At 44.4% G+C, this 13,076-nt stretch carries 11 protein-coding genes; 4 read left to right on the plus strand and 7 right to left on the minus strand.

Translation table 11 applies throughout. The features are described 5' to 3' along the window. Positions 1-17: 17 nt before the first annotated feature. From C170_RS25970 to C170_RS25980, 3 genes are all read right to left on the minus strand, one after another. Positions 18-1,955, minus strand: coding sequence for a beta-glucoside-specific PTS transporter subunit IIABC (locus tag C170_RS25970; protein ID WP_036615737.1), 1,938 nt, complete (start codon positions 1,953-1,955; stop codon positions 18-20). Between the two features lie 158 nt (positions 1,956-2,113). Beyond that, positions 2,114-2,962 carry a BglG family transcription antiterminator LicT gene (gene licT / locus C170_RS25975; RefSeq protein WP_036615740.1) on the minus strand — a complete coding sequence of 283 codons (849 nt, stop codon included), beginning with the start codon at positions 2,960-2,962 and terminating at the stop codon, positions 2,114-2,116. Positions 2,963-3,192: 230 nt separating this feature from the next. After that, a complete protein-coding gene (locus C170_RS25980) occupies positions 3,193-4,125 on the minus strand; it encodes an ArsR/SmtB family transcription factor (RefSeq protein WP_036615742.1) in 933 nt (310 codons plus the stop codon). Positions 4,126-4,350: 225 nt separating this feature from the next. On the opposite strand from C170_RS25980, the gene arfA reads away from it, so the two are divergent. After that, complete coding sequence (gene arfA / locus C170_RS25985; RefSeq protein ID WP_036616112.1) at positions 4,351-5,844, plus strand: arabinosylfuranosidase ArfA; 1,494 nt, start codon at positions 4,351-4,353, stop codon at positions 5,842-5,844. A 548-nt stretch (positions 5,845-6,392) separates the two neighbouring features. Here the strand turns inward: arfA and C170_RS25990 are convergent. Both C170_RS25990 and C170_RS25995 read right to left on the minus strand, forming a co-directional pair. Then, positions 6,393-6,962 (minus strand): hypothetical protein, encoded by a 570-nt coding sequence (locus C170_RS25990; RefSeq protein ID WP_036615745.1) that lies wholly within the window; start codon positions 6,960-6,962, stop codon positions 6,393-6,395. Positions 6,963-7,078: 116 nt separating this feature from the next. Then, positions 7,079-7,993 carry a DsbA family oxidoreductase gene (locus C170_RS25995; RefSeq protein ID WP_036615750.1) on the minus strand — a complete coding sequence of 305 codons (915 nt, stop codon included), beginning with the start codon at positions 7,991-7,993 and terminating at the stop codon, positions 7,079-7,081. A gap of 134 nt (positions 7,994-8,127) precedes the next feature. Between C170_RS25995 and C170_RS26000 the strand changes: the two genes are divergently transcribed. Further along, entirely contained in the window at positions 8,128-8,475 is a 348-nt protein-coding gene (locus tag C170_RS26000; RefSeq protein WP_036615751.1) for a winged helix-turn-helix transcriptional regulator, read from the plus strand. 162 nt (positions 8,476-8,637) lie between these two features. Here the strand turns inward: C170_RS26000 and C170_RS26005 are convergent, their stop codons facing one another. Together C170_RS26005 and C170_RS26010 are read right to left on the minus strand one after the other, a co-directional pair. After that, entirely contained in the window at positions 8,638-9,102 is a 465-nt protein-coding gene (locus C170_RS26005) for an NUDIX domain-containing protein (RefSeq protein ID WP_036615752.1), read from the minus strand. A gap of 111 nt (positions 9,103-9,213) precedes the next feature. Further along, the gene (locus C170_RS26010) at positions 9,214-10,098 is read right to left on the minus strand and encodes a LysR family transcriptional regulator (protein ID WP_036615753.1); all 885 of its coding nucleotides are present in this window, start codon (positions 10,096-10,098) and stop codon (positions 9,214-9,216) included. Positions 10,099-10,222: 124 nt separating this feature from the next. Here C170_RS26010 and C170_RS26015 point away from each other — a divergent pair, with 124 nt between their 5' ends. Both C170_RS26015 and C170_RS26020 read left to right on the plus strand, forming a co-directional pair. Further along, a complete protein-coding gene (locus C170_RS26015; protein ID WP_036615754.1) occupies positions 10,223-11,233 on the plus strand; it encodes an alpha/beta fold hydrolase in 1,011 nt (336 codons plus the stop codon). A 186-nt stretch (positions 11,234-11,419) separates the two neighbouring features. Next, positions 11,420-13,024, plus strand: a complete 1,605-nt coding sequence (locus C170_RS26020; RefSeq protein ID WP_036615755.1) for an extracellular solute-binding protein — start codon at positions 11,420-11,422, stop codon at positions 13,022-13,024. Positions 13,025-13,076: the final 52 nt, after the last annotated feature.

Consider the following 13,076-nt stretch of genomic DNA (forward strand, 5'->3'; position numbering starts at 1 on the left):
TGGTATTCATGAAGCTGTTAACGAACGGTGAGGAGAAGCAATTCATTCATTGGAATCACCCCCTTCACCTGAACAGGTACTACATCGAGGTAATCCGGCGTATTGGTTACGATGACTGGTGTCACAAGGTCAATACCCGCACCCTGAATGCCATCCATATCAAATTCCAGAAGTAAATCACCCTTCTTCACTTCTTGTCCAGCAACAACCTTCACGTCAAAAAATTTCCCTTTGAGCGATACGCTGTTTAGTCCAACATGAATGAGAATGTCAATTCCACTGGATGAGGTCAGCATAATCGCATGTTTACTTTTGGCAACCAACGTGACGGTTCCGTCAAAAGGAGCTGTAACACGTCCATCCTGCGGACGAATTGCAATACCTTTCCCGGTCATTTCCTCAGCAAACGTTTGATCTGGAAGCTCTGCGAGCGGCACCAATTCACCAGTGAGCGGGCTGAACACCTCCCCCTTCTTTTCCTCGATGGAATGTACTGTGACAGGTGTCACCGTTTCTTGAGAAAAGGCAGTAGTTGTATTCAGTTCCTGTTCGGTTAATGTTTGTGCTGAGTCGGACATGGCGGAATTGCGTGTATTTGGCTCTTCCCACTTGAGCAGCAAAGTCACTACGAAAGAAACGCTAAAGCTGATGCCAATTCCGATTAATGCATACCAGAAATTGGACATGCCACCATTCGGGCCAATATATAACGGAAGTGAAAGCAATCCTGGTACAGCAAAACCGAAGCATTTCAGACCCACTGCGGTAATAAAGCCACCTCCTGCTGCCCCACCAATGAGTGAAGCGTAAAACGGTTTTTTCAGCTTCAAGGTGACACCATACAGTGCGGGTTCAGTAATACCAAGCAAGGCTGATATGCCACTGGATAAAGCAATGGATTTCATTTTTTTATCTTTGGTCTTGAGGAAAACAGCCGTGACTGCACCAGCCTGACTCATATTGGTTATCAGGTTGATCGGTAGCAAAAGCACGTCATATCCAAGTTTGCTCAGATTCTGCAATGTGCCTGGGAAGAACGCATAATGCATACCCGTCATAACAATCAGAGGCATGAGGCCGCCGAGAATAATGCCGGTTAACGGACCTGAATGGGCAAAGAGCCAGGAAGTACCCATTTCCAGATAGATGCCCATGTAATTCCCTAGGGGGCCAATCGCAATTAATAGAATTGGCACCGTGATGACTAGCACAATCATCGAGGTAAAGATGACTTTGACAGGACCGGGAATAAAACGATCGACCCAGCGATGTACATAACTCAGAAGCCACACACCCAGAATAATGGGAATAACGGACTGGGTATAATTCACAATGGACACGGGCAGCGAGAGAAAACGAATTGGTTCAAGCTGGTTTGCCAGATACGCATTCAGAATCGTTGGATACAATAAAGTACCTGCAAGCGTCAGGGCGATATATTCATTCACTTTGAACTTGCGGGCAGATGATAGAGCCAGAAGGAAAGGCAAGAAATAAAAGGCCGCATTAGCGATTGAGGACAGAACTTGATACTCACCGCTTTTCTCCTGTATCGCGCCAAGTGTAACGAGCAGTGCCAGAATCCCCTTTAACATCCCGGTACCTACGATGGCAGGCAGAATCGGAGTAAAAATGCCGGAGATTGTATCCAAAACAGCATTAATCCCTTTAGAGCGCGGCGCGTCTGTTTCAGGCTTTGATATGCCACTATGCTTCATCTGATCCTCGATCTGCTCATATACGGCTGCAACCTGGTTACCAATTACCACTTGAAACTGATCGTTCTGAAACTGTGCACCGAGCACGCCATCGAGTGCTTTGATCTGTTCCAATTGAACTTTGTTTTGCTCTCGAACATTGAAGCGAAGTCGTGTGATACAATGCCAAGCTTGCGTAATATTTTCCTGTCCGCCCGTTAATCGAATAATTTCTTTGGACAACTCCCGGTGATTCATGATGCTTCCTCCTTTTTTGGCGAAAAAAAAACCAAATGTATTACCGGCCCGCCGCAGATGCGGAGTCGGAAACATTTGGTGGTGCCTGATCGAATCAGTAACACTCCATATTCAATTCATATTGATGATGGTATAACTTCAAACAGGTTGTATTGAGATTAATCCATATCGGTACGGGATGTCACTCTCTCGATGTGTATCATGAGATATACCATCTCATCGGGAGTAATCACGAATCCGCGTTGCCTCTCCATCGCCTCCTTTATTTTGAGTGCGCATTGGAAGCTGATAGGATATCGCTCCGACAATACATCATATAGAAATTGCTGATCTTTAAAAGAGAGCACTTCCCGGTTCAACTGACGTACAATGAAGTATCTCAGATGGGTGATGAACCTGGAAAAATCAGCAGATTCCTGATTCAGTACCATTCCGAAATGTTCCGTCATGATCCCTATAATGTCGTTAATCATCTGTGTAATTTTAATTGTTTGGTTCATGCTGCCCGAGTCGAATTGAGAGTTCACGAAATGAAGGGCAATAGAGCTTGATTCACCAGATGGCAGTGAGACTAGAAAAGCTTCATTGATTTTTTGAACTGCCCATTCTCCGGCACGGTATTCGGCAGGATATAGATGGCGAATGTCCCAGTGAAGCGGATTTTGCACATCCACGCCTTTTTTGAAACGATCCAGCGCAAAATGAATATGGTCCGCCAGTGTTAACAGGATCGAGTCATTCAGCTTTTTTCCAATCAGCGTCTTGCCTTCTTCAATAATCTGATCCGTAATGTCGATGACTTGCAGAGGGATATCGCTGAGAAATTGCTCGACTCGCTGATATTTGTCATTCGAGCCGATTCTGAACATTTTCTGGATCTGGCTCTGCTCAATCGGCTGTCCTTTCACTTTTTTGAAGCCAACACCCGTTCCGATGACAATGACTTCGCAACCTTCCGTGTCTTCCGCCAGGGCGATGTTATTGTTTAACGATTTTTTGAACCTCATGATGTTCTCACCCCCAATATACAAAAAGCACCACCATGATCCAGAACACAAGTCAAAAAAACTTGTGAAATCCAGATTGTGGTGGTGCCTGATCGAATCAGTGACACTCCTTATTTAGCTGTATTTTATACCAGCCATGTAATCGTTGTCAATACCATTACTCTGGAATTGTTATGCACTTCGTTCATATGGAGATTGCCTCTATATAAACTAACATGAAATCGCATATCCTATTCATCCGAAGTTTGGTTTTCCTGAGCATTATAATAGTACCGAATCAAAATGTCCTGATCGTAGTTACCGAACCCTTTCCCAAACAGGGTAAGCCCACCTCGGCCAGCTACTCCCTCTTCCGGCTTCAAACCAAACGTCCAGTAGGTGGAAAAATCCAGTTGCAGATCATGGATACGCACATCCGAGATGCGCTGGCCATCCATAAATGTCCCTTCTCCGTTAATGCGCAGTACTTTCAGTACACCATACTGGTTGACGTCCAATTTCCACCATAGCGGTGTATGCTTGCCTTTCCGATCCCCAAAGTCCCCTGGGCTTGTCCATGTTCCCAAGTGATTGCCATTAAGTGAAAAGCGAATGTCGGAAGGCCAGTTTTCATTGACTTGGGGTGCTTCCGAACTGAGTTCGAGTGAAATTTCAATTTCCTGGAGATGCTGTTCTGTATTGAGATAATTAGGAATCTTATATTCCAGAAAACCTCGTGCCATCCAAAGGATTCCCGCGTTCACCCGATCTGGGTCCATGAAACAGGCTGGTGTGTCATATTGTCCAATCATTTGCGTTGTTGTTGCAATGCCACAGGTGGGCCAAGCTTGGTAATCCGTATACTGACCAACCGGAATAGAGACTTCATGGTAAGGAGCATCTACTGGTTCAGGAGAAAGATTGATAGTCATAAATTCTTGCAGAATAAAGCAGTATTTATACGTTCCACCGTTCTCGCGCTTCATGCGGCTGCCTACGATGCCCGCTTTCTGCAATTTGCTCACATGTGTACTAACGATGGCTTTGCTCAGATACAGCTCTTTGGCAAGCGCATTAATATGCATCTCCCTGTTTTGCAATAATAAACGAACGATATTTAAACGGGCCTCGCTGGCGAGCGCCTCATATATGATCAAGGACGAGGCATCCGTGCCAAGCATCATGACCTTCACTTCCTTATCTCTATAGAATTCAATATATTATGGATTTAGGATTCGTTTTTTAGCGAATCCTACGAAATGAACTTGCTCAATATAATAGCATTATGATACACATTAGATAACAAATCAATCCATTGATTTTGCTTTTATGCGAACTCATCTCGAAATAAAGTTTATTACACACCTAAAATTAATTCTATGGAGGTTTTCCCATTGCTTACATCCAAAATGCTTATTGATAAAGACTTTCAGATTGCTGAAGTAGATCCACGTGTCTATGGTTCATTTATAGAACATCTGGGACGGGCCGTATACGGCGGTATTTATGATCCAGGTCATCCCACGGCAGATGCTCAAGGTTTCCGTCAGGACGCCATTGAAGCGATCAAGGCTCTGAACGTACCCATCGTTCGGTATCCGGGCGGCAATTTCGTATCCGGTTACAATTGGGAGGACGGCGTCGGTCCGGTAGCGGAGCGTAAACGCAGACTTGAACTGGCATGGTGGACGATTGAAACGAATGCGGTAGGAACAAACGAATTTGCAGATTGGGCCAAACTGGTTGGCACCGAAGTGATGATGGCTGTAAATCTGGGTACTCGCGGCATTGATGCGGCCAGAAACCTGATCGAATACTGCAACCACCCATCTGGCACATACTGGAGTGATCTGCGTATCTCTCACGGTTACAAGGACCCCCATAAATTCAAAACCTGGTGTCTAGGCAACGAAATGGACGGCCCTTGGCAGATTGGTGCAATGACTGCATATGAATATGGCCGTATTGCCAATGAGACCGCTAAAGCGATGAAATGGGTAGACCCGGAAATTGAGCTTGTGGCTTGCGGCAGTTCCAGCCGTGACATGAGTACATTTGCAGATTGGGAAGCAACCGTGCTGGATCTCACCTATGAAAATGTGGACTACTTGTCCCTGCATCAGTATTACAACAACAATAAAGACAACACGTATGACTTCCTGGCGACATCGCTGGATCTGGATCAATTTATTGATAGTGTTGCTTCAATCTGTGATTTTGTACAAGCCAAGAAACGCAGCAAAAAGAAATTAATGCTGTCTCTGGATGAATGGAATGTCTGGAAATCCATCGGCACAAGCCGTATGGAAGAACGGTGGCAGATTGCGCCTCCAGAGTTTGAAGATGTGTATACACATGAAGATGCACTAGCTGTGGGCTGTTACCTGATTACCATACTCAAGCACGCCGACCGTGTAAAAATGGCTTGCCTTGCTCAGTTGATTAACACCATTGCACCAATCATGACCGAGAACAACGGAGCGATCTGGTTCCAGACGACCTATTTCCCGTTCATGCATGCATCCAACTTCGGACGTGGTACGGTGTTGCGATCCATCACAACTTCACCTAAATATGATTCCAAAGACTTTACAGATGTGCCTTATCTCGAAGCAATCAGTGTGCATGATGAAGAGAACGGCACAATCACAATCTTTGCGGTGAATAGACATCTGGATGAGCAAATGGAACTGAATGTGGACCTGCGTTCCTTCGGAGAAACGACATTTGTGGAGCATATCGTACTGGAGAACAACGACTTGAAAGCCACTAATACCAAAGAAAACCCACGTAACGTTGTTCCTCACAACGGCGGATATACAACGGTTGACCAGGGTAAAGTGCAAGCAGTCTTGAACAAAGCATCATGGAACGTGATTCGCCTCAAAACCAAACAGGCATAAAGGCTTAATAACAGCGGAATAGAATCGGTTTCCACTCTGCAATACAGCAAAAAGCACCGCGTGCAGCTCCCAGCGCGCGGTGCTTTTTGCTGTATGACAGTGGTCGGCCGAACTACATGGTTGCAAAGTTAGACGTTTGGCGCGGATTTTAATTCTAACGAACACAGGAGTAGCTATGCTGCAGAACCAGCCCCTTTTTCACACTATATCTTACATTTTGCAGCGAATAGGGTTTGTCATGTTCGTTAGAATTTTAATGGCTTGATATTGACCCGAATAAGGTTTCTGAGGTTCGTTAGCACTGAGCAAGCATGCGAAATCGAGCTGGTTCGAACCTCATATACAGCATAAGCAAATAAGCCACCCTCCGTTTGCCGTACGGAGAGCAGCTTGCAGTTAAGCATCTAGCGAAGAAGCTGAAACAGAACAGCGAAGAAGATAAGGAACAGAACAGAACAGAAAGAGATCAGATCACCCATTACACTAGCAATCCTTCCTTCCCAAATGCAACGAAGGTTGTTTTCTATTTCACGAATTCATTTCAAGTATTAACCTTGTTGTGCTTCCTCTTCACCTTCGGCTTCTGCCGCAGCTTGGCTTGCTGGAGTCATCAACCCTTGAACTGCCCCCATAAATGGCTGAATCTGCTTAATCATGCCATACCCCATTTTGACCACAGGTGTAAATTTCTGGATCATGCCAAACAACCGCATACCACCGCCTAACATACCTCCAATCGAGCCTGCACCGCCAAAGCCACCTAACAATGAACCTAGCATAGGCATGAAAGATGATACCTGGGCTTGCCTAGACGTTGAACGAGACATCGACCGGGATCGCACCTGCGACTTACGAGTGCTGTTCCCCCGTTTACGGTTCCGAGAGGATGCTGTTTTTCTCGTAGCCCCTGCTTTAGGTTTGGTTTTGCGAGCACTGCCTTCAGATGAGGGTGCTGTGATTGCGGCCTGAGTAAGCTTTCCGCCCCCGGTAAGCACTACGCCTTCGCTGTTAACGCCAGAGATGTACCCGACGTACGTTTCGCCATTATGAAGAGTCACGCAGACTGGGCGATCCTTGAGCCGTTTCACCCGGACGTGTATTTCACTGGTTTTAGCCATGGAATTCACCTCACTTGACTTGATCTACTTCAGTCTACGCAATGGGTGGACGACTTGCCTGTGCGAATAACACATCCGTGTGCCGAAAGCAGGAAGATTCTGACACGGTTCCTGTCTCAGATATGCTCAATATACATCTCATTCAAAATATGACCCATACGGTATGTGTGCTCTGCCAATTCAGATTTCACATATGATTCAATATCAGTCTTTTCGAGATTGTACATAACCTCCATTTCTTTAGAGAAAAGAACGTGTCCCTCATTGATTTTCTGTTCCAACGAGGTTATCTGTTTGGGTTTCAGATCACCACCGAGCACCTGCTGAAGTGCTTGCACATATGTTTCAAGAGAACGCGCTCCGACAATTTTCATACCCTGGTTCTCTTCATTCACAATGATAATTGATGGGAAACCTCTAACTCCCAAACTAGCGACACTCTCAAAGTCTTCCTCTAATAACTCTTGTGCAGATTGCTGTGCAGCCGCCTCAACCACTTCTTTTCCATTCAAGCCCAGTTGATTGACGATATCCGTCAGCACATCATCTTCTCCAATATTTCGATTAAATGCAAACACGGCTTCACGCGCACGTCTTAAAAAGTCCTGCTCTTTACCAGGGTGTGTACTCTGAATCACCTTAAATACGCGAGATGGCGGATAGGAAGAAAGTATTGGATTATCGTGCCACAAGGAACCGTCTATGGGCATGCGTGAATGCTCACCCACTTCCTTCCAATGCTCTGCAACATCCGAAGGTTTCTGAATCCCGTTAGCGCCATCCGAGAAACCATTCCAGTTAGCGAGTAGCCCACCCATTTTAATTTGCAGCGTAAAATAATGGCCGTATTCCTCAATAAACCGATGAAGCACAGGCTCAAGCGCCCAGCAGTGAGAGCAGATCGGATCTGTTGCGTAATAAAGAGTTATCTTTTTCTCAACGTGATTCAGATTGATTTCTTGCATAGCCTCTTCCTCGCTCACACCACATACGCCTGTTTCCAGATCACACATCATAGATTCGTTACTCACGTGTATCCCGCCTTTATCTTGTCTTATGAATTGATTTTCTTGTGTTAGTTTGATTATAATGTCTACAATCTTCTGAACAAGTACGATTCTTTTTCTGACTTAGTATCAAAAAGTATACTATTGGAGGGTATCAAGTGAAATACGAGTTTAATTTCGATCAGTTATGTCCAGCGACTTATGCATTTCAGGTCATTGGAGGCAAGTGGAATCTTCCGATCCTGGCAATCCTCAGTGAAAATGACTGTATACGTTACAATGAATTAAAAAGAAGACTGCCTGGCATTACCGGAACGATGTTAACAAACTGTTTGAAGGATTTGATTCATTACGGCATCGTGCATCGGGAGCAATATAACGAGGTGCCACCGAGAGTGGAGTATTCGCTCACAGAATCAGGCAAGGAATTGGTTCCTTTAATTGAATCCATGGTAATATGGGGTCAGAAAAATATGACAGCAGGCGTGAAGCAACAAGATATATAACTCCTGGCCTAATTTAACCCCTTATCATAGATGTTCATTTTTGAATCGCTTTGTACACTTTGTTCAACGACAAAAAGGCTATTTCACTGGACCATCATGTCCTTTGAAATAGCCTTTCCTTTATAAATACAAGACGGCCGCTTGTTTACGACGTGTACACATCTAACTATTCAGGTCGTCATCTTCCTCATTTCCTAAATACATAACCGTTTTTTCTCCCTCAACCAATCTAATGATCTGCTTTCGTAATTTTGAAGGAAATAAAGGTAGTTCGTTTATATTTTTAATCTCGAGCCATTCATTTTCCACTTGATTTTCGTCACTTGGCAGAATAGAACTATCTTGGTCCATCAAACCTATGTACTCGCATAAAAAAACAAAATCTACACGATGAAGAGCTTCACCGTATACACCTTCAATGACAAATTCCAGTGATAACGGTTCTACATCTATTCCGATTTCTTCCGCAACTTCACGCTTCACAGCATCCGTCAGGGTTTCACCTGCATTCTGGCTCCCACCAGGCAGGATGTAGATGACTTCATCATTATCATCCTGCTTCATTGCAAGCATTCTCCCGTCTTTAATGATCAATGCTTTTGCAGAATTTCTAATCTTTCTCTCCATTGCTAATCCCCCATATATATCTGTATCATGTTGTTGAAGGTTGATTCCATTTTACATCACGATTTCCATGAAGAATATTTTAACACATACATCTAAACAAATTCTGAACAATCAAATCAACTCACTCTTGGCGACCTCCATAAAAGCAGCCATAGACGGAGAGATCCATTTTTCCCGATGCCAGAGCATTTGCGCAGAAAAGGATACATCTGATAAATCCCACGGCAGAGCAACCACTTCCCCATCGCTCAACTCTTTCTTCAAAGCCATTTCAGGTAATAAAGCGATCCCTAGACCAGCCACAACACATTGTTTAATGGCTTCTACACTATGAAACTCCAGCTCTGTCAGAGCATCTGCACCTTTCTTTGTTATGGATTGGTCAAAATAAGTGCGATACGAACAGTTCTTTTCGGTCAGCAAAAAATGCTGTTTGTGGAAGTCATCAATGACCAACGCGGAACGCGATGCTAACATATGATCGGGAGAAACCACCATTTGAAAGGTCTCATCCTTTAAAAACTCTGACTGAAGGTCTTTGGAATTTATAGGCTCATCCAATACAAAAACGACATCGGCATGCCCTTCTCTCAGACTCGATTTAAGCTCTTGCCCAGACAGGGGGCGGAACAATAACCGCACACCAGGATAGTCCGCTCGGAAGCGTTTGAACAAGGCTGGAAGAAGATATGCACACAGCACTTCATCTGCTCCGATCACAACCGTTCCCGCCAATTCTCCGTGCTGACTGGATATGCACTTTGCTTCCTCTACATCGTTTAATATCTTAGTGGCGTAAGGCAGAAACTGTTGGCCAGCATCCGTTAACACGACCTTTTTGCCTAATCGATCCAGCAATTTCACCCCAAGCTCTTCTTCCAGCGATTTGATTTGCATGGTTATGGTAGAGGGTACATAGCTCAATAATTCAGCAGTTTGACTAAAGCTGCAGGTCGATGCAAGTGTCCAAAAGGTTTTTAGCTGGCGTATTTCCATGAATCAGGCACCTCCTAAGTTCAAAATAAATGAATGATATGTTCTATAACGTTTCGTTGAATTGATAATAGACGTATTGTAGAGTGAAATCAAGTTATTACTATTTTATAAGGAGAATCAATCTATGAACAATTATGAAACATATAACCTTGGAGATACATTACTTCTATCGGGACAACAGCTCCCTCAAGCCTTTATCGCTTACAAGACCTATGGAAACTTAAATGCGGCAAAGGACAATGTTATTGTTGTCCCAACATGGTTTGCTGGAATTCACACAGATAATGAATGGTTAATTGGAACAGACAAGGCACTGGACCCCAGTCGTCATTTTATCATTGTGCCCAATATGTTGGGTAACGGATTATCGTCCTCTCCAAGTAATACCCCTGCCCCATACGATAAGGACAACTTTCCCCTCATCTCCATGTATGACAATGTGCGCGCCCAACATCAACTCATCACTCAAAAATTTGGTATCTCCAAAATTAAACTTGTTGTGGGCTGGTCTCTGGGAGCCATGCAGGTTTATCAATGGGGAACCAGTTATCCTGAGATGGTCGAACGTATTGCCCCCTTTGGCGGAACGGCAAAAAGCAGACCGCATACACAGTTGGTATTCGAAGCAATGATCGCGGCGTTACAGGCAGATTCAAATTATGAAAATGGTAGATATGAGCGCCCTCCGGTTGCCGGTCTCGCAGCGATGGGAAGAGCTTATGCTCCATGGGGGTTCTCGCAGGCGTACTATTTGGAGAAATTGTACCAATCTGAGGGTTACGACACCTTGAAATCTTATGTAGAAGATTACTGGGATCAGGTATTTCTTCCCTTCGATGCTAACGACTTGATTACCATGTTGCGTACAGGAATATATGGAGACATTAGCGATAATCCCGTAGATGACGGCAACTTCGAACAGGCATTAAGCAAGATCACTTCTCCTGCACTCGTTATGCCAGGATCAAGTGACTTGTTCTTCACACCAGAAGATAGTGCGTATGATGCTCAGCATATGCCAAACGCTGTGTATCAACCTATAGAGTCCAAGTGGGGACACTGCTTTGGAATCGGAGCAAACGAAGAGGATTCAATCGTTATCGATCGTCATTTAAAGCAATTTTTGGAGACATGAGTAAAAAAAGAAGGAGTACAAAGTAAAAAAAGTGCACAAAGCTCATTTATCTTTTCTCCGCTACGACTCAAAAGTAAAAAAAGATACCGCTTCTCGTCAATAACCTTTATATCCCGTTCCCCCTTTCTCGTTTAGAATATTTTCAAGAAAGCGTTATTGAAATATGACTGATAAGGGGGAAAAGAAATGAACAAGAAAACGAAAGCCTTAGTCTTGTCTGTGTGCATGTCAACCTTATTACTCGCAGCCTGTAGCAATGGAAGCGGTGCTGATAAAGGTTCAACGACGGACACGGATTCCAACGAGGCTGGGACGACAACCATTCATACCGTAACATCAGAATACTCTTCTGCAAAATATCCAAAGGGCGACGATATCACCAACAATGTATGGATTAAGCGATACAAAGAGAAGTTTAATATCAACGTCAAAACAGACTGGGTTAGCGATGAGTACGATACCAAATTGAATTTGGCTATCGCATCGAACGATCTTCCTGATGTATTCAGAGTTAATCCATCACAACTGAGACAGTTAGTCGAAGCAGATATGGTCATGGACCTTTCCGAGGTCTTTGATCAACACGCTTCAGATCGTCTCAAAGGTTACATGGAAGCAGATGCGGACAGTTACGAGTCTGGAAAGAAGGACGGTAAGCTGTACGGGATACCACAGATGCACTGGGGATTAATTGAACAACCAGACTTCATCTGGATCCGGAACGACTGGAAAGAAGAATTGGGAGTCCAAGATCCGAAATCTGTGGAAGACATCAAAAATATCGCATTAAAATTCATGGATAAGCATGGCGGTTATGGTATAGCGGTAGACCAATCGTTGGATTACCTCAACCTGCTCGCCATTGCATGGAATGCGCATCCGGATATGTGGATGGAGGATAGCAATGGAAAACTCGTGTACGGCTCCGTGCAGCCTGAGATGAAAAATGCGCTGGCTGAGTGGTCAGAATGGTACAAGCGAGGCATCATTGATCCGGAATTTGCAATCAAAGACTTTAATGCGATGAACGCGGACATTGTAGCCGGCAAAGTGGGCATGCAGCCTTATTACCAGTGGTGGGGTTATAATCCGGGTGTCGATACGGTATCCAATCTGGGTAAGGACGCCATCTTCTACCCTTATATCATCCCTACTGTTGATGGGAAAGAAGCCAAACAATCCATTTTCTTCGCCAACAACAATTATATCGTCATGAAAAAGGGATTTAAGAGCCCTGAAGAAGTGATCAAAATTTTGAACGACTATGCTTATATTGTGGATGAAGGCAATGGCAAGGAATCCACAGAAACGTTATCCGCCTTGCTGGACAACGATATTGCCCATGTTGTTGGAGCGTTCCGTGTACTTAATCCGAATTCCGATTACGAGCAATTTGAGGCGGTCTCCGCTGCCCTTCAATCCAAGGATACCAGTGGGCTCACGACGTCGGGTATGTGGCAAAAATATAACAACAGTGTGGAATTCATGGAGAATGCAACCCCAGGAGCAGTTGGTGATTATTTGCAACAAGGGGCTCCAAAGAATGCGTATGGTCTTGCCAAGAAAGTACTGGACAGCGAGAACTATACAAAGACGGCCTTATGGGGTGTTACGCCAGAAATACTTTCAAGCTACGGCACAACCTTGGATGATATCCTGACCGAAGGTTTCACCAAGATCATTATGGGTAGCGAAAGTATCGATTATTTCGATGTTATTGTCCAGAATTGGCGCGCAGCCGGGGGCGATAATGCAACCCAGGCAGTTAATGAAGCCTACGGGAAGAAATAATCTCGTTTGTCACAAAGAGGGGATGAGGGGATCTCTCCCCTTTATTTGATAA

The organism is Paenibacillus sp. FSL H7-689 (genome assembly GCF_000517905.1).
Taxonomy (GTDB): Bacteria; Bacillota; Bacilli; order Paenibacillales; family Paenibacillaceae; genus Paenibacillus; species Paenibacillus amylolyticus.

Excerpts from the sequence above, each read along its gene's own strand:
- C170_RS25970 (WP_036615737.1), bottom strand. The coding sequence starts at position 1,955 with ATGAATCACCGGGAGTTGTCCAAAGAAATTATTCGATTAACGGGCGGA.
- licT (WP_036615740.1), bottom strand. The coding sequence starts at position 2,962 with ATGAGGTTCAAAAAATCGTTAAACAATAACATCGCCCTGGCGGAAGAC.
- C170_RS25980 (WP_036615742.1), bottom strand. The coding sequence starts at position 4,125 with ATGATGCTTGGCACGGATGCCTCGTCCTTGATCATATATGAGGCGCTC.
- arfA (WP_036616112.1), top strand. The coding sequence starts at position 4,351 with ATGCTTATTGATAAAGACTTTCAGATTGCTGAAGTAGATCCACGTGTC.
- C170_RS25990 (WP_036615745.1), bottom strand. The coding sequence starts at position 6,962 with ATGGCTAAAACCAGTGAAATACACGTCCGGGTGAAACGGCTCAAGGAT.
- C170_RS26005 (WP_036615752.1), bottom strand. The coding sequence starts at position 9,102 with ATGGAGAGAAAGATTAGAAATTCTGCAAAAGCATTGATCATTAAAGAC.
- C170_RS26010 (WP_036615753.1), bottom strand. The coding sequence starts at position 10,098 with ATGGAAATACGCCAGCTAAAAACCTTTTGGACACTTGCATCGACCTGC.
- C170_RS26015 (WP_036615754.1), top strand. The coding sequence starts at position 10,223 with ATGAACAATTATGAAACATATAACCTTGGAGATACATTACTTCTATCG.
- C170_RS26020 (WP_036615755.1), top strand. The coding sequence starts at position 11,420 with ATGAACAAGAAAACGAAAGCCTTAGTCTTGTCTGTGTGCATGTCAACC.